At 32.7% G+C, this 16972-nt stretch carries 13 protein-coding genes and 1 tRNA gene; 6 read left to right on the forward strand and 8 right to left on the reverse strand.

All coding sequences use genetic code 11. The annotated features are described in order from the left end of the window. Positions 1-249 precede the first annotated feature (249 nt). Positions 250-735, forward strand: coding sequence for a hypothetical protein (locus tag ACMA47_RS17530; protein WP_413930827.1), 486 nt, complete (start codon positions 250-252; stop codon positions 733-735). Between the two features lie 260 nt (positions 736-995). On the opposite strand, the gene ACMA47_RS17535 is transcribed toward ACMA47_RS17530, so the two are convergent. The 4 genes from ACMA47_RS17535 to ACMA47_RS17550 form a co-directional block, all read right to left on the reverse strand. Beyond that, positions 996-1328, reverse strand: coding sequence for a helix-turn-helix domain-containing protein (locus ACMA47_RS17535; RefSeq protein WP_413930828.1), 333 nt, complete (start codon positions 1326-1328; stop codon positions 996-998). Next, on the reverse strand, positions 1304-1723 hold the full coding sequence (locus ACMA47_RS17540; protein ID WP_123279938.1) for a helix-turn-helix domain containing protein: 420 nt from the start codon (positions 1721-1723) through the stop codon (positions 1304-1306). Before ACMA47_RS17540 ends, ACMA47_RS17535 begins: the two co-directional genes overlap by 25 nt. A 41-nt stretch (positions 1724-1764) precedes the next feature. Next, the gene (locus ACMA47_RS17545; protein WP_413930829.1) at positions 1765-2229 is read right to left on the reverse strand and encodes a hypothetical protein; all 465 of its coding nucleotides are present in this window, start codon (positions 2227-2229) and stop codon (positions 1765-1767) included. Between the two features lie 111 nt (positions 2230-2340). Then, positions 2341-3273, reverse strand: coding sequence for a hypothetical protein (locus ACMA47_RS17550; protein WP_413930830.1), 933 nt, complete (start codon positions 3271-3273; stop codon positions 2341-2343). A gap of 433 nt (positions 3274-3706) precedes the next feature. Between ACMA47_RS17550 and ACMA47_RS17555 the strand changes: the two genes are divergently transcribed. Both ACMA47_RS17555 and ACMA47_RS17560 read left to right on the forward strand, forming a co-directional pair. Then, complete coding sequence (locus ACMA47_RS17555; protein ID WP_413930831.1) at positions 3707-6697, forward strand: two-component regulator propeller domain-containing protein; 2991 nt, start codon at positions 3707-3709, stop codon at positions 6695-6697. Continuing rightward, on the forward strand, positions 6690-7328 hold the full coding sequence (locus tag ACMA47_RS17560) for a response regulator (RefSeq protein ID WP_413930832.1): 639 nt from the start codon (positions 6690-6692) through the stop codon (positions 7326-7328). Before ACMA47_RS17555 ends, ACMA47_RS17560 begins: the two co-directional genes overlap by 8 nt. Positions 7329-7465: 137 nt before the next feature. On the opposite strand, the gene ACMA47_RS17565 is transcribed toward ACMA47_RS17560, so the two are convergent. The 3 genes from ACMA47_RS17565 to ACMA47_RS17575 form a co-directional block, all read right to left on the reverse strand. Beyond that, positions 7466-8605 carry a hypothetical protein gene (locus tag ACMA47_RS17565; protein ID WP_413930833.1) on the reverse strand — a complete coding sequence of 380 codons (1140 nt, stop codon included), beginning with the start codon at positions 8603-8605 and terminating at the stop codon, positions 7466-7468. 582 nt (positions 8606-9187) lie between these two features. Then, on the reverse strand, positions 9188-9697 hold the full coding sequence (locus tag ACMA47_RS17570; protein WP_413930834.1) for an ankyrin repeat domain-containing protein: 510 nt from the start codon (positions 9695-9697) through the stop codon (positions 9188-9190). Between the two features lie 5 nt (positions 9698-9702). Next, positions 9703-11226 (reverse strand): catalase, encoded by a 1524-nt coding sequence (locus ACMA47_RS17575; protein ID WP_413930835.1) that lies wholly within the window; start codon positions 11224-11226, stop codon positions 9703-9705. A gap of 467 nt (positions 11227-11693) precedes the next feature. Here ACMA47_RS17575 and ACMA47_RS17580 point away from each other — a divergent pair, with 467 nt between their 5' ends. The 3 genes from ACMA47_RS17580 (at position 11694) to ACMA47_RS17590 (ending at position 16261) form a co-directional block, all read left to right on the forward strand. After that, entirely contained in the window at positions 11694-12116 is a 423-nt protein-coding gene (locus tag ACMA47_RS17580) for a lipocalin family protein (RefSeq protein ID WP_413930836.1), read from the forward strand. Positions 12117-12642: 526 nt separating this feature from the next. Continuing rightward, positions 12643-15633: a two-component regulator propeller domain-containing protein gene (locus tag ACMA47_RS17585; protein WP_413930837.1), complete on the forward strand. Its 2991-nt coding sequence runs from the start codon at positions 12643-12645 to the stop codon at positions 15631-15633. Next, positions 15626-16261, forward strand: coding sequence for a response regulator (locus ACMA47_RS17590; RefSeq protein ID WP_413930838.1), 636 nt, complete (start codon positions 15626-15628; stop codon positions 16259-16261). Before ACMA47_RS17585 ends, ACMA47_RS17590 begins: the two co-directional genes overlap by 8 nt. Positions 16262-16884: 623 nt before the next feature. Here ACMA47_RS17590 and ACMA47_RS17595 read toward each other — a convergent pair. Continuing rightward, positions 16885-16956, reverse strand: a tRNA-Arg gene (locus ACMA47_RS17595). Positions 16957-16972: the final 16 nt, after the last annotated feature.

Raw genomic sequence — 16972 nt, forward strand, 5'->3', positions numbered from 1 at the left:
TTATTTTTAAGTCTTGTTTATAATTACATTTTACTTAAAACTGAATAAGCTTTCTGTCATGGGAAAGCTTATTTTAATTTTATGCAAAACGCGCCACCCCCCTCTATCAAACTATTTTACAGTATTTTATAATTTTATTTTCATTTTCTTAGCACCATTCATCAGTGGAAGCTAACTTAAATCATAAAACAATAGCATCCGGTACAACCTTTTTTGCTTATTTTTACTCATTATAAATAAAAATAATACATGAAAAAAATCGTACTTACGGGAATAGCAGTTATAGGAGGGTTTCTAACAGCAAATGCACAGTGTAAACCCGTAACCGCTCTTACAGAAAGTTTTGATACCTGGAAAGATATCAATAAATGCTGGACTGCTCAATCCGGAAAAGCCATGCTTTATGCAAGTGATAAAAGAATTATATTCTATTCAATGAGCAATCCTGGAGAAAATATGTATCTGGTAACTCCTGAAATCAAGGCTGGAACTTATACGCTGTCTCTTGATCTTTCTGATAATGGAGGAGAAACTACCTTAGAACTTTTCTCAGTGGACAACCCTTCTGATGTAAAAACCTATGTTTCAATTACTAAACCTTCCAAAATAACAGGTGAGAAAAAAACATTTACGGTTTCTTTGAAAAAAGACTCCCATATAGGTTTGAAAGTTATGCTGAATGGAGTACATCAGGCAGTTTATATGGATAACTTGTCTCTACAGGCAAAGAAATAGAGACTTACGCTCTATTTTTTACTCATAAAAAAGCATCTGTTTTTACAGATGCTTTTTATATAGGTTACGTGTAACATCACAGATGTACAATAAAAATTAATATTTGTAGGTAAAAAACTACATTCCACAGAAAGCACTCCACTTCAAACCTTTGAAAATTAACAGCAAAAAGAGTATATCTGATGGATATACTCTTAAAAACTTAGAAAAAAAACGAAGTAATACTCCCCTTATTACTTTTTATAATGAAAAGATGCAGATTATACTAAAAACTTACGTTTCCATTTTGTAACGGTATTTCTGCTTAATCTAAAATGTTTGGCCAGCTGGCTATTATTTAATTTATGTGTTTTCTGATAATCAAGAATTTCAAAAATAGTCTGTTTATCATAGGATTTGAATTTCTGACTTTCAGAGAATCCATCAAAAAAAATAATATTATTAATCTTCAAAACATCGGATAAAGAGATGGTATCTTTTGATAGATATTTCTTTACATATTCTCTTTTATCCGGACATTTAGACTCTATGAAATCATGGTAAATTCTTTTATAATTAGGTCCCGTATTTATTGTTTGTACTTGCTTATCCATTTATTCAATGTTGATTTGGGAATTCCGTAATGATTAATAATTTCAACTTGAGTCTTCTGTTTATTTTCGAGGAGCTCCAGCATATAGTCTATAATTTCTTTTGTATATAAACTCTTCCGGAATTGAGGCAGTTTTGATTTTACTACATTTTTATTCTGGCTGGCAACGGGAGCGTATAATATTAAATGATTGGAGTAGAGACGGAAAAAATCATATTCCAACAACTTTGACCATTTTAGAAGTACATCCACATCTAAGGATTTCATAGAATACATTTCCAGGATTTCTTTTTCTGTTGAGTGTAAGAATCTGCAGATTCTGCCCATATCAATATCCTGTTCATTTACACGCTCATATACCAAAGCACCAATATGAATATCTTTTAAATTTTCCATCTTAAACTAATTTGTCTGTATTCAAAAAGCAACATCATTGATCAGCAGTATGTTCCTGATCTTTCCTTTACTAAATTGTCAGCTATATCTCCTAAAAGCTGTTGGGTTTCATTCTCACTACAAAAAGTAATATCAATATTTCTTCTTAATACCTTTCCTGAAGAATTTGAAAAAAGAATGATTAAATATTTCCGAAAGCCTCTATTTTTTATTTCTATCCGTACAATTTTCTTTTGAGGCATTTCAAAGACCGGCAATTTTTTCCCACCTGAAAACCATTGATAGTTTTTAATGGAAACCACCTGTCCGGAATTCTCATATTCAAATACAAAACTTTTTTTCAATGCTCCGTATACGAGCACAAGTAAGGCTGTCAAGCAAAATATTCCTGAAAATAAAGGGTAACCAAAATACCTGAGAATAATAATGATCAAAAAAAGCAGCACCAATACAACTAACTGAAAAGTCATATAATGGCTTACTTTTTTCTTATTATTTATTTTCATTCTCCTCCAATATTAAAATTGTTTATTCTTATTTATTTTCTCTTCATACATCCTTGAATTCAAATGGCGGAATATCGCTATCCCGCTCATTCAAAAATGTAATTAATAATTTTAATTTTTATAAAAACTATATCCTACGGATTGTACTCCCCAGTTTTGCAAAAGACCAGGGTTCGTAAGGGTTTCTCTTGATGAAAAGTTTTCTATTCCATATAACAATTCTACTTTATATTCGCTATCAGGATCTACACTCACTGTCGTACCATCTCCAATACTATAAAAAGCAGATAAAAAATATCTGAAATTCTGGTTGGTACTCCCTGGTGTTGTATATAGATTTCCTGTATTATCTCTGGTTGTAGATTCTTGAAGATATGGTGAAATCTGAGTGGTCTGCATTGTAACTGTAACTACATCCACAACAGACCATGTAGTTCCCGTTTTTTTATAGAGTCTGGCATAGGCCCTGCTATGAAAGAAAAGGGGTAATCTAATTCTCCCAGTTCCTCCAATTATATTTATTTGGGACCAGTCAAATCCATAGGCCATTTCAAACCAAGTACTCCATGTTGCTGTACCCCTCCTTATAGACCCTGAAGGAAACTTAAATATAACTTGTGAATTAGGTATCACCCAGCAGTTAGCTGGCTGTATAGTAGTCCCTGAGCCACCATCCTGTGCATTCGTTTGCAGTGGATTTAATATAGATGTTAAGGGTACATTTGCACTTGTATTTTGTCTAACATTACTATCAACATTGTACAAAATAAAATCGTTTGGGTCAACTGCCTTAAACATTCCTATATTTCCATTGCCATCGGCAACCATAGGAGTTCCTGCTGGAATAATTGGTAAATCTCTCACACGTAACTGGCCATTTACGTCTAGCGTTTTTGTTGGAGATGTTGTATTGATCCCTACATTTCCAGTTTGTGCAAAAATGCCGGATGATAAGCCTAACAGAAGTGCTGTTAAAGATGTAATTTTGGTGTTTTTAATAGTACTGGGGTTTAATTTTTTCACATTCATTTGCTTGTTGTTCATCTTTTGTTTTTAAGAAACAGATATTTAATTCATAATTTATTTATGTAAAATATTTTTCAATGAAAACCTGTATAATTTTCACTTAAAAAAACATGTGTAAAGTAGATCTATTTATCTCTATAAATACAGAGGAGAAGCTACTCCCCTGTATGAAATGACCTTGAAGTCAAGTTTAAAATGCTTGGGAACATATTTAACTTTAATGGTTAAAATCAAGTAATAAATTTATAGTGCAAAGATCTGATAACCTTGATAAACCCTAAAATAATTACTGTAAAGATAGATTAGCAATATTGTCATTTTTAATTGGCTTCGTTGTAGTTTATAAACGACATTTTAAAATTTTAACAATCATTAATTTTTACTACATTTATGTTACTAATAGTTCAATGCAGAAATCACAAATGAAAAAATTATCTTTAATACCCCACCCATGTCTTCTAAAATCCTCATATTCCTGATCTCGGTCTGTATACAGTTTTGTTACAGCCAGCCAACAGCTTCTGTATGGTATGACACGGATAACGGACTTCCACAAAACAGTGTAAAAGACATTATTAAAGATAAATATGGTTTTATTTGGCTCAGTACAGAAAATGGATTAGTACGCTATGACGGCTATAATTTTGTAACATATAATCATCTTAACCTTAAGAATAACCGGTTTTCAGTATTTTTTGGAAGTATAAAAAAAGATTCTATTTATAATATAACTGCCTATACTGAAAACATAGTTCTGCTTACAAAAAGAAATATAAGCGTTTTGCAGCAGCAGACCAATTGTACGAAAAAAGTGCAGCATGAAAGTAAATCATATGGACTATTTGTAAAAAGCGGAACCCCGGAAAAAATAAATACTAAAAGTTTTTTTATCTATTTTGACAAAAAGAATTCCTACCATTTACTGAACAATGGAACCATATGGTATAATGATGCCAACACAGTTCCTTTAAAAGAATTGCACAATAATTATATAGCAGATACATTTTGTTTTGGGCAAGATATTTTTATTGTTTCCAGAACATTAAAAAAGATTATCAAAATTTCGTCAGGGAAAGTTGATTATTTGGAGGCTTCAGACATTTTCTTCCAAAAGAATGTCAAAATTTACTGGAGCCAGATCAACAATCAATGTTTTATCCTCCATGATAATGTTTTGTACAAAGTTTCCTATCAAGACAATGTGATCGGATTAAAAAAAATGATCAATTATGATCTTAATGAAAACTCTTTGGCTTCCATTTATCATGATGAGATCAACAATAAATTGTATCTCGGAACTTTATCAGATGGGTTGAATGTCATCAAGTTTAACAATTTTCATGTAGCCAACCGATCTGATAAATCTTATGAAAATATTTTTTATTCTATACTTCCTTTTGAGAATGATAAAGTAATTACCTCTTCAGGAGATGTATACGATGAAAATGGACTGCTAAAACAGTATCATTTTAATACAACAACCAAATATTTCTTACTGTATGACAGCCAAAAAAATATTATTGTTCAAAATGGCACGTCATTACTCCGTTTTTTAAAGAGTTCTGATTATTCTAGAAACGAATCACATCATTTTGACAAAACAGCATCTTATGTATTGAATATCAACAATTACTACATTATAACGTTTCACATCCCTTCGTTACAATCTGAGCTCACCTTCTATAAAGACTCCAGTTTTGAAACTCCTTTTTTACATTTTTCGATTCCTAATATTGTTACTTCGGTACAGGAACTGGGTCATAATAAATGGCTGGTAGGGAGCAGAGATGCTTTGTATTCGATAGAAGCTCCTTCTTTTATTCCCAAAAAAATATCTGTAAGCCCCATACATATTAGAGAAATTACCAAGACAAGGGATGGAAATTTTTGGATTATGACTCAGGGAAACGGCTTTTTCCTCTATAAAAATGGGCAACTCATTAAAATGCCTGAAGATAAAAACGGTTATCTTTTATTTTCGCATACTATTCTGGAGGATAAAAACGGGTTTCTATGGATCAGTACTAATAACGGTTTATTCAAGGTATTCAAAGACAATCTGCTTCAATCTGCTAAAGACCCAAAAGTCTTACCCAACTATTACCGATACAGCAAAGAAGACGGCTTTAACACGAATGAGTTTAACGGAGGATGTTCGCCCAGTGCAGCAGCTCTTCAGAATGGAAGTTTCGTGTTTCCTTCCATCAAAGGACTGGTATTTTTCGATCCTCAGAAAATAAGAAGCTATTATCCTAAAAACTTCTTTTTGGAACGGGTCGTATTTTCAGAATCCAAAAGCAGTATAAAAGGCCAGAATATTAATCTTGAAAATAATTTCTATAAAGCGGTTATTTTAATTGACATCCCTTATTATGCTAACAGGGCCAATCTGGTTATCGAAGCAAAACTAAAGGATTCCAAGAATGAAAAATGGGAAAGAGTAAACAATGATGGTAAATATTATATAGCCAATCTTGAGCCCGGAGAATATCAGCTCATTGTGAGGGTATTAACATCGCCGAAAGGCAAATACATCTATAAAACACTTAATATCAACGTAAAACATCTATTTTATCAGACGCTTATTTTTAAATCCTTTATTGCTTTACTATTAGCTCTCATTGTATTTACCCTCTTTAAAATAAGAATAAAAAGGCAGGAACAGAAAAAAAGAGAACTTGAAAAAATTATTGAAGCGAGAACCCGAAAGCTATCAAAAACGGTTTCAAAATTAGAATATACTAAAGAACAGCTCCGAAAAGAGAGTGTACAACAGAAAAAACTGCTGGAGACCATAAGCCACGATATTATTACCCCTATAAAGTTTTTATCCATTACAGCGCAAAAGTTATATGAAACCGATGAGCATGACCGTTATATTCAAAAGAAATATTTTGAAAGTTTCTACAAATCTTCGGTAGAATTTTACAATTTCGTGAAAACCTTAAAGGAGTATGCAGAAATTTATAATATTTCTGAAAAGAATGAAACCTATAATATTTATGAAGTTGTAGAAGCAAAAAAAATACTTTTTGAAGTTGCTGCTAAAGAACAGAATACCCTGATCGTTAACAATATTAAAGATCCTACTTACTCAAAGATCAATCAGAATGTGATTGCCGTTATCATCCATAATCTCATAGACAATGCAATTAAAAATACCACCAATGGAGTTATAGAACTTTCTACTATTGAGGATAGCACCTTCTTCTTTCTGGAAGTAAGAGATACCGGTAAAGGAATGAGTAAGGAACAGATGACCTATTATGAAAAGCTTCAGGATAATATCGAAAATGAAAAACTTGTTTTACAAAAATACAGTTTAGGATTGCACCTCATCCTTCAGCTTCTCATGATGATCAATGGTAAAATAGAATTTAAAAATAACACTCCTATTGGAACGATTGTATCAATTAAAATAAAAAAACAAAAAAATGACTAGAAAAATTATTATCGCCGATGATCATTTTGTAGTAAGATTAGGAACAACCCTGATTTTAGAATCACACTACAAAGATGTAAAAATTTCATGTGCAGAATCTTATACAGAACTCACAGAAAAATTACATACTGAACAATTTGACTTGCTCATCCTGGATATCAATATGCCGGAAAGCAAATATTTAAGCATGATTGGAGAATTAAAAAAAATACAACCCACTCTTAAAATTCTGGTTTTCTCTGTATATGACAATGATATTGCAGTACAGTATATCATTGAGGGTGCCGATGGATATATCAATAAATTATCGGATGAAAACAATATTCTGGAAGCAGTTCAGCAAATCCTTGAAACCGGAACCTACTACTCTCCTGAGATTGTGAAAAAACTGGTTTCTTCTGCTAAAAAAAATAACCCGATAAATCCCCTTGAAACATTATCAGAAAGAGAAAAGGAAATATTTGATCTACTGGTTAAAGGCTACGGAAACATAGAAATATCAAATGAATTAAACCTTCACCTTTCTACAGTAAGCACCTACAAGGCAAGAATTTACAAAAAACTGAATATTAAAAATACCGTTGACCTTGTAAGGTTAGGTGATAAAAACCAAACACACAAACACAAATAATCAACTGGTAATTGGTATAAAAAATATCAACCCACATATAGAATGTATGTAAAATAAAAAAACGGAATTAATATATTCCGTTTTTTTAATCATCTGTATTCTATCAGAATCGTCAAGTTCTGGTTACAATTTTATTACTATTTTTTTGACTTAATTTTCTTTTGTAATTTTTGGGTTAAGTCAAGTAGTTTATTGATTTGTTCTTTTTGAGCGTCAATCTGCGCTTGTTGTTTTATAACATGTAAGTAAAGTTCTTCAACCTTCTCTAATGTCTGGGTTGAAAGTTCTGATAAATTAAATGAGTAAAGTCCATTTTCCGTTTTTGCTAAATCATTAATAGAAGTTACCCCAGGTAAATGATTGTTTTCTTTAATAAATTTTTCTGTATCATAAATATTTAAAAATTTATATTTAGAATTCAATAAAGATTTTCCATTATAATACTTATCAAATACATAATCGGGATAAGTAGTTGTTGCTGTCGTAATACTTCCGCTTACTTTTAATTTTTCACCTGGCGCAAAAGTAGTAGTGGAATATCCAACACCTACATTTTTAACAAAAAAGGCATCTCCATTTGGTTCAATACTTACTTGTGTACTTCCATTAGCGCCTGCCGCTGGGGTAGTCACAAAATTAATACCTGTAGGAGCATTTGTAAAACCTGTCCCAATAGAAAGTCCAGTACTGTTTCCTGTAGCTAAAATTTGTGCTTCTGAGTTGGTATCACAATAAATAAACAATGAATAATTTCCACCATTAGAAAATCCCATTGAAGATCTTCCTCCCGTTCCTGAATCCTGTACGATACCGAGCCCCACACTATTATTAATAGTTGTAGTTTGTTGATTCACAAATTTTAAATCCTTTCCATTTTGTGTAACCGTTCTCGTACTGGTAAGAGTACCATCTGCATTATAAATATTGTTATAAGAACTGATCAGTTTCTGCCATACTGTACCATCAAAATAATAGTAGCCAATAGCGTCAATATTTACTCTTGGTCCGGTATTATTACCCGCTGAGATATCTGTAATATATATCAGTGCTCCTTTTTGATTGGCTCCATAAAGAGCATCTCCTTTCGCAGAAAGCTGCCCGCGGGTAAGTCTTGGTGCCTGAAGCCCGTCAATATCAGTAACCCCTAGTTTTCCATTGACATCCAATGTGGAATTAGGTGTTGTAGTATCAATCCCTACACCTGCTGTCTGTGCAAAAATGCCAGCAGAAGTTACCAATAGGACTACTGTTAATAAGGTTGTTAAATTTTTTCTCATTATTTTAATTTTAGTATTTAAACTTTTTTGAAGTGAAAAACATGGGATAATCAAGCAAATATGATTCTCATATCCACTTGTGCACCGATGGCACAAGACTGAGAAATATTCCTTTACTTAAAATGGAATAGGAAAAAGGATGTTTTTGTGTAAGGATAAACAAAAAGTAGAATTAAAATCTTTATAGAGGCTGTACAGTCTGAGATAAATGTATTCTTCTACGGATGTTTTTTTATTACTACCTTGTTTGAGAGTCTAAATATATTTTATTATTGTTTATTTGCATTTTTATCATTATCAAACTAATTTTTCAAGAATTGAACTTATTCATTTTGATGGTACAAATTTAAAATACAAGATGTGAAAAATTCAGTTTTACCATGTAAAAACAAATTGTCGCCCGTGTAGTATTACATCCCGCTTATGTAGTTTAAAAATTACAAACCTCTGTAAATCGTGAAAATATAAATAAACCGGCTGTTACTGCTTCGCAGCCTGGCAAAACATTATAAATAATCCCCCTATCAGGCTGACAGGAGGATTATTGCGGAAGTTGACAAAGAATAAAACTCTTCTCTGAAATTACAATGACTGAAGCAGTTTTACAGCTTCTTCATTATTTTGCATCACGGCATGCTGTAAAGCTGTATTGCCTCTGTTATCCTTAGCATTTTTATCTGCTCCATTTTCTAAAAGCAGTTTTATAATTTCTGTTCTTGCGAAAACCGCAGCATAAATAAGAGGCGTTGCATCATTATAGTTTTTGATGTTTACGTTTGCCTTATGAGAAATCAACAGTACAATCATTTCTTTATATCCTTTAAAGGTAGCTCCCATCAGTGCTGTATTACCACTGTTATCCTGCAGATCAGGCAGGGCTCCATTTTCAAGAAGCCACTTTGCCGTTTTTTCCTGATTATGATATACCGCAAGTATTAAAGGAGTATAGCCTTCCTCATTTTTAGAATTGATTTCTTTTTTGAACTGAGCAATAGCTTCTACATTATCTGTCTTTGCATAAGAAAAAATATCCTGTGCACTCACTCTGCTTATCGCTAGAAGCATCATGATGGTAGAAAAAAGATATTTCATTATTTCTATTTTGAAGATAATAAAGATTCCAGCTGCTGACGATCCATTTTTACATATTGAGCCAGTCGTTTTCCGTATTCTGCATCTGCCTGATAGAAATAAGAGATCATTTTAGCTACTACTTTTTTATTTTCTACACTGTTCAGAGCACTACCCAGATTTTTAATCAGGTTATCCTGGTCTTTTTTTGAGAAAGAACGATAAAGTTCTCCAGCTTGTTTAAAATTGTTTTCCTTATCTATTTTAGCCTGTACTGTTGTTGTACCAGCAGGGAAAACAGTTGGGGAGTATTTGAATTTTTTATTGTCGATAACTTCAGGCTTAGCGGTTGAAGGCTGATAATTTACTTCTCCACTCTGAGCTCTCATAGACATGTAACCGTTTTGGTTATATGTTGTTACATTATTTTTTGAAGCATTAATTGGTAACTGCTGGAAATTTCCACCAATTCTGTGTCTTTGGGTATCAAAATAGGAGAACAGTCTTCCCTGCAACAGTTTATCTTCTGAAGGCTCAATTCCAGGAACAAGAGTTCCGGGAGAAAAAGCAGCCTGTTCTACCTGCTGAAAATAATTTGTCGGATTTTGATTAAGGATCATCGTTCCTACTTTCACTGATTTTGCGATAGATTCCGGCCAAACTTTGGTCACATCAACCGGATTAAAATCAAGCTTTTCAAAATCATCCTTTTTCAGCATCTGTACATATAAATCCCATTTTGGAAAATCTTTCTTCTGGATAGAATTATATAAATCTCTTGTTGCATGTTCTATTTGCGTTGCCTGTATTTTGTCAGCCTCTTCCTGAGTAAGGTTTCTTTCGCCCTGCTTTGGAACCCACTTATATTTCACATAAGTTATTTCTCCTTTTGCATTAATCCATTTGAAAGCGTGTACTCCGTTTCCCTGCATCTCTCTGTAATTGGCAGGAATTCCATTGTCAGAGAACAACCATGTCAGCATATGGGTAGCCTCCGGGATATTAGCCATAAAATCAAAAACCCTGTTATTATCCGAAGCATTATTGGTTACCGGAGAAGGTTTAAATGCATGAACCATATCTGGAAACTTAATGGCATCTCTGATAAAGAACACCGGTAAATTATTACCTACCAAGTCATAATTCCCCTGATCTGTATAAAATTTAACAGCAAATCCTCTTGGATCTCTGAAAGTTTCCGGAGATCCCTGCTGATGTACTACAGTAGAAAACCTTACCAATACTGGAGTTTTCTTACCAGCCTTTGATAAAAAGTCAGCCATTGTAACATCAGAAAAATCAGCATCTGCAACAAATTCACCGATGGCTCCAGCTCCTCTCGCATGCACTACCCTTTCAGGAATTCGCTCTCTGTCAAAAGCAGCCAGCTTCTCAATTAAATGAATATCCTCCAGCAATACCGGACCGTTATTACCAACTGTTTTAGAATTCTGATTATCCCCAACAGGGCTCCCTGTATTGGTTGTCAACTGCTGAGAATAGAATGTTGATGTGATCAGAACACCCACTAGTAAAACATTTTTTTTCATAATTTTTTCTTTTATAGTGGGGCAAATATAGAAAGATGATTTACTGAATTGATCTTAATAAATTCAATCATTTAAATTTACTCAATCTATCACTTTAATGATTGTTGATAGACAATGTCTACTATGTTTTATAAAATAAATATTATAGAAATACACCTCAACTTTCTGGCTGCCAATTAAAATTGTGCCTTATGTAGTTTTATAACTACAGGTTTAAAAACCTCTTATAAAGAACATTTGTGTACTTTTGCGAATAATATTTTATTGACCTTATATTGGTAAAAATAATAGAAATACGATATTAATTTTTGAAAAAAAATCAGCTTATTATTTACTAAAATCTATTATAGCAGCTACTTTACAGGATCAGCCTATAGAGAGATGATCGGTTACAGATTACCTACAGCCGCTATATATAACAGCGTAAATAACAAACACTTAAAGGCATAAAACAAAGACATATAATTATGAAGCAAAAAACAATTTCAATAATTATCCTCAGTATTTTGGCAGCATGTACCTCCCCAAAAAAGGAAAACATAAAGGCAGATCCCAACACAACATCGGACCCTAACACCAAAAGGGCTGAGCTTATAGGAAAATGGGTACAACCTATTCCAGGACAGGAAAATGAAAAGCAAGGGATTGAGCTTCATGACAATGGTATTGCAGCATCAATAAATATGCACACATTGCTGTATGAACAGTGGAAAGTTTCCCATGATACACTTTTTCTATGGAGTCGCACTGTAGGAGTAGCCCAACCCTCAGTCAGTAGCGATATTGACACCTTACTTATTCAAAAGCTTGACCATCAATCGTTAACAGTAGTCTCTTTAATTGGGGATCCAAAAAATAACGTTCCCCAAACTTACAACAAAGGAAAATAAGTTCGGAACCCTGATCATCAACAGTGAAGTTTTTTCTTTAGTATAAAACACTACTATTGAAGAAGTTTATAAGAAAAAACAGATTTTAAAGTCTATTTTTCCTACTGATAATTGGTCCGTTCTATTATTTTATTTCAACCCGTTATAACTAGAAATTACAAATTGTTTCCTGGTCCTGATATTCCCGATGGTATACTTAAGAACTCTATCCGTTCTTTACAATATAAAAATCAGCTTTTTATACTCATCTGATGTCTACTGATTTTCTTTTATCATAAAGAAAACAAATCATATCATTAATAACAAAATTCCTTTCAGCACAAATACTTACACAACACAAAGTTTGACAAGCATTTGATTTACACATCTTGCTCATTCTGACAGCCCTGATAGTTAGCACAGCTATCATTTTAAATGTAAAAGCATGTAGTTTTAAAACGATGCTCAACACTTTTGCCGGCTGTTAAAATTTGATAATCTTAAGAATACTAATCCCATGAATACTTTATAATTACAAGTATTAAAAATGTTTTATAAGCAACTTATATTCCTATTTCTTATCAATATACAACTGTACAACAGCCAGCAGCCCGCTTCTATATGGTATGATACAGATAAAGGACTTCCTCAGAACAGTGTAAAAGACGTTACCAGGGATCAATACGGATTCATCTGGATCAGTACGGAAAACGGGTTGGTGCGGTATGACGGAAATAATTTTGTTACCTATAATCATCTCAACTTTAAGAATAACAGGTTTACCTCTTTTTTTGGAAATGCAAAGAAAGATACAATTTACAACACCACAGCTTTCGATGAAAATACGGCATTAATATCTAAAAGAAATGTAAGCGTTCTTACTCGTAAATCGGGCTGCCTGCAAAGGGTATTGCGTGAAAGCAAATCGAACTTTGTTTTTACAAAGAATGCTATATCAGATCAGTTTGAAGATAAAGATTTCTTTATTTATTTTGACAGGAAAAACTATTATCACTTATTGCATGACGGAAGCGTACAATACAAGGATCATAAAGTTACAACACTGAAGCATCTACCTAAAAACTATATTTCAGATACATTTTGTTTTGACCAGACAATTTTTATCATTTCAAGATCATTAAAAAAAATAATTAAAATCTCTCCTACCCGAATAACTTATCTGGATGCCCCTGATATTTTCTTTACAAAAGGTATAGAAGTATACTGGAGTCAGATCAATAATCAATCTTTTATTATCCTGAATCATACGTTGTATAAAATTGGCTATGAGCGTAATACTTTTAGTTTTAAAAAATTAGCAGATTATGACCTTAATAAAAACTCCCTATCTGCTATCTATCATGATGAAATAAACAATAAACTCTACCTTGGAACATTATCTGATGGGTTGAATGTAATAAAATTCAATAATTTTCATGTTGCCAACAAATCAGATAAATCCTATGAAAATATTTTTTATTCAATACTTCCTTTTGAAAATGATAAGGTAATCACTTCCTTAGGTGATGTATATAATGAAAACGGATTGGTAAAGCAGTATCATTTTAATACGACAAGCAGCTTTTTTTCCTTGTATGATCATCATCAGAATATTCTTGTTCAGGGAGAATCTGGCTTACTACGTTTTCTTAAGAGGTCTAATTATTCTAAAAAAGAAAACCTCAGTTTCCAAAATGAACCTTCTTATGCATGGAGGGTGAGAAATTATTGTATGGTAACGTTTCACAAACCTACTCTGAAATCTCTCCTTACCTTTTACAGAGACTATGATTTTAAAAAACCACTCTTACAATTTTCCTTCCCTAATATTGTAACCACTGTATATGAATATCGGCATGATAAATGGCTGGTAGGAACAAGAGATGCTCTGTTTTTAATAGAAGCTCCTACTTTTGTTCCTAAAAAGATATCTACCAGCTCTTTACATGTAAGAGAAATCACAAAAACAAAAGATGGAAATTTTTGGATCATGACCCAGGGAAATGGCTTTTTCCTTTATAAGAATAAGAAGCTCATTAAAATGCCCGAAGATAAAAACAACTATCTTCTATTTTCACATACTATTCTGGAGGACCCAAGAGGATTCCTCTGGATCAGCACTAATAACGGACTGTTTCAGGTACTGAAAAACAATCTTCTTCAATATGCCAAAGACAGAAAAACTTTACCCAACTATTACCGATACAGCAAGGAAGACGGCTTTAACACAAATGAGTTTAACGGCGGATGCTCGCCCAGTGCAGCAGTTCTTCAGAATGGAAATTTTGTATTCCCTTCCATTAAAGGTCTGGTATTTTTCGATCCCCAGAAAATAAGAAGCTATTATCCTAAAAACTTCTTTCTGGAACGGGTTATTTTTTATGATTCAAAAAGCAGTATACAAGGGCAAAATATTAACCTGGAAAATAATTTCTATAAAGCAGCAATTTGGGTGGATATACCGTATTATGCCAACAGGGCCAATCTGGTTATCGAAGCAAAACTGAAGGGTTCTAAGAATGAAAAATGGGAAAGAGTAAATAGTGATGGTAAATACAGTATTTCAAATCTGGCCCCAGGCCACTATCAACTTATTGTAAGGGTTTTAACTTCTCCAAAGGGAAAATATATTTATAAATCAATTAATATCAATGTAAAATATCTGTTTTATCAGATACTTATCTTTAAGTTTTTTGCCATTGTGTTTATATCTGTCTTTGCATTAAAGCTGATAAAGCTTAGAATAAAAAGACAAATATTAAAAAAGAAGGAACTTGAAGACATCATTGAAACAAGAACCCGGAAATTATCAAAAACAGTTTCAAAATTAGAATATACCAAAGAACAGCTCCGAAAAGAAAGTGTGCAACAGAAAAAACTATTGGAAACAATCAGTCATGATATTATTACGCCCATCAAATTCTTGTCTATAACTGCCAAAAAGCTGTATGAAACTGATGAGCATGACCGTTATATTCAAAAGAAACATTTTGAAAGTTTCTACAAATCTTCAGTAGAGTTTTACAATTTCGTGAAAACATTAAAGGAGTATGCAGAAATTTATAATATTTCTGAAAAGAATGAAACTTATAATGTTTATGAAGTTGTTGAAGCCAAAAAAGCACTTTTTGAAGTGGCTGCCAAAGAACAGAATACTCTTATTGTCAGCAATATTAAAGATCCCACTTATTCAAAGATCAATCAGAATGTAGTAGCCGTTATCATCCATAACCTCATAGACAATGCGATTAAAAATACCACCAATGGAGTCATCGAGCTTTCTACCATTGAGGATGAAAGCATCTTCTTTCTGGAAGTAAGGGATACCGGTAAAGGAATGAGTAAAGAACAGATGACCTATTATGAAAAGCTTCAGGATAATATTGAAAATGAAAAGCTTGTGTTGCAAAAATACAGTTTAGGATTACACCTCATCCTTCAGCTTCTCATGATGATCAATGGTAAAATTGAATTTAACAATAACATCCCCAATGGAACTATTGTATCCATTAAAATAAAAAAACAAAAATATGACTAGAAAAATTATTATTGCTGATGATCATTTTGTGGTAAGACTAGGTACAACCCTGATTTTAGAATCCCACTACAAAGACGTAAAAATCTCATGTGCAGAATCTTATACAGAACTCACAGATAAATTATATGCCGAAGAATTCGATCTGCTCATCCTGGATATCAATATGCCGGAAAGCAAATATTTAAGCATGATTGGTGAATTAAAAAAAATACAGCCCACTCTTAAAATTCTGGTTTTCTCCGTATATGACAATGATATCGCAATACAGTATATCATTGAAGGTGCCGATGGATATATTAACAAATTATCAGATGAAAACAACATTCTGGAAGCAGTTCAGCAAATCTTTGAGACCGGAACCTACTACTCTCCCGAGATTGTGAAAAAACTGGTTTCTTCCGCTAAAAAAGATACTCCAATAAATCCATTGGAAGCCTTATCCGAAAGAGAAAAGGAAATATTTGATCTACTGGTTAAAGGGTATGGGAATATTGAAATATCCAATGAATTAAGTCTTCATCTTTCCACAGTAAGCACCTACAAGGCAAGAATTTACAAAAAACTGAATATTAAAAACACGGTTGATCTTGTCAGGTTAGGAGATCGAAATCAGGTACATAAAAAATAAATTAAAAATTATTGTGTATTTAACAATTTGCAGGGTGTTGCTGTTTTGAGATATGTTGTTCTGGTGGTATTTTAAATTTTAAAGCAGAGCTTTTTACGACTATGAACCCTTCTTAATCACAATAAAAATTGTCAGTCCTATCGTTTAATAACTACAGCTGTGATGGTTTTTCAAGTTACCTTATTGTATAGTTTTGCTTTATGAAAAAAAATAATGTAAAAAGGTTGCTTTTATTTTTCGTCATCCCCATTGGGATGATAGTAGCAGGGATGTGGTTATTCAAATCTAATCATAAAAATGTTTCAGCTCATGATCAGGCATCAGCGGCAGGCTCTTCTGATAGTAAAGGCAGTCACTTCAAGAAACTATATCTTAATAAATGAGAAATAAAATTCCTAAAGAGAGAATGATTAATATTTTTACCAAAACATTCACTTAATAGTTTACCGAAACAAAAACTGAGAGCCAAGAAAGTACAGATCTTTAAAGCTGGCTTAGAAGAATGAAATATCAAGAAAAGATTGATGATAAAAATTATGCATTTAGAAAAACAAATCGTGTATTAAGCGAATTCAATAGCAAAAAAATGGGACAAATCTAAAATTTAGATTTGTCCCAATTAGTGACCGCAGAAGGATTCGAACCCTCACTGTCGGAGCCGAAATCCGAAGTTCTATCCATTAAACTATGCAGCCTATTCCAGGTAGCAGA

Origin of the sequence: Chryseobacterium sp. T20 (genome assembly GCF_047345655.1) — a bacterium.
Lineage (GTDB): Bacteria > Bacteroidota > Bacteroidia > Flavobacteriales > Weeksellaceae > Chryseobacterium.

What these genes read in the sequence shown, in the direction of transcription:
- ACMA47_RS17540 (WP_123279938.1), bottom strand. Translation starts at nt 1,723, where the DNA reads ATGGAAAATTTAAAAGATATTCATATTGGTGCTTTGGTATATGAGCGT.
- ACMA47_RS17580 (WP_413930836.1), top strand. Translation starts at nt 11,694, where the DNA reads ATGAAGCAAAAAACAATTTCAATAATTATCCTCAGTATTTTGGCAGCA.
- ACMA47_RS17555 (WP_413930831.1), top strand. Translation starts at nt 3,707, where the DNA reads ATGTCTTCTAAAATCCTCATATTCCTGATCTCGGTCTGTATACAGTTT.
- ACMA47_RS17530 (WP_413930827.1), top strand. Translation starts at nt 250, where the DNA reads ATGAAAAAAATCGTACTTACGGGAATAGCAGTTATAGGAGGGTTTCTA.
- ACMA47_RS17585 (WP_413930837.1), top strand. Translation starts at nt 12,643, where the DNA reads ATGTTTTATAAGCAACTTATATTCCTATTTCTTATCAATATACAACTG.
- ACMA47_RS17570 (WP_413930834.1), bottom strand. Translation starts at nt 9,697, where the DNA reads ATGAAATATCTTTTTTCTACCATCATGATGCTTCTAGCGATAAGCAGA.
- ACMA47_RS17590 (WP_413930838.1), top strand. Translation starts at nt 15,626, where the DNA reads ATGACTAGAAAAATTATTATTGCTGATGATCATTTTGTGGTAAGACTA.
- ACMA47_RS17565 (WP_413930833.1), bottom strand. Translation starts at nt 8,605, where the DNA reads ATGAGAAAAAATTTAACAACCTTATTAACAGTAGTCCTATTGGTAACT.
- ACMA47_RS17535 (WP_413930828.1), bottom strand. Translation starts at nt 1,328, where the DNA reads ATGGATAAGCAAGTACAAACAATAAATACGGGACCTAATTATAAAAGA.
- ACMA47_RS17560 (WP_413930832.1), top strand. Translation starts at nt 6,690, where the DNA reads ATGACTAGAAAAATTATTATCGCCGATGATCATTTTGTAGTAAGATTA.
- ACMA47_RS17550 (WP_413930830.1), bottom strand. Translation starts at nt 3,273, where the DNA reads ATGAACAACAAGCAAATGAATGTGAAAAAATTAAACCCCAGTACTATT.
- ACMA47_RS17545 (WP_413930829.1), bottom strand. Translation starts at nt 2,229, where the DNA reads ATGAAAATAAATAATAAGAAAAAAGTAAGCCATTATATGACTTTTCAG.
- ACMA47_RS17575 (WP_413930835.1), bottom strand. Translation starts at nt 11,226, where the DNA reads ATGAAAAAAAATGTTTTACTAGTGGGTGTTCTGATCACATCAACATTC.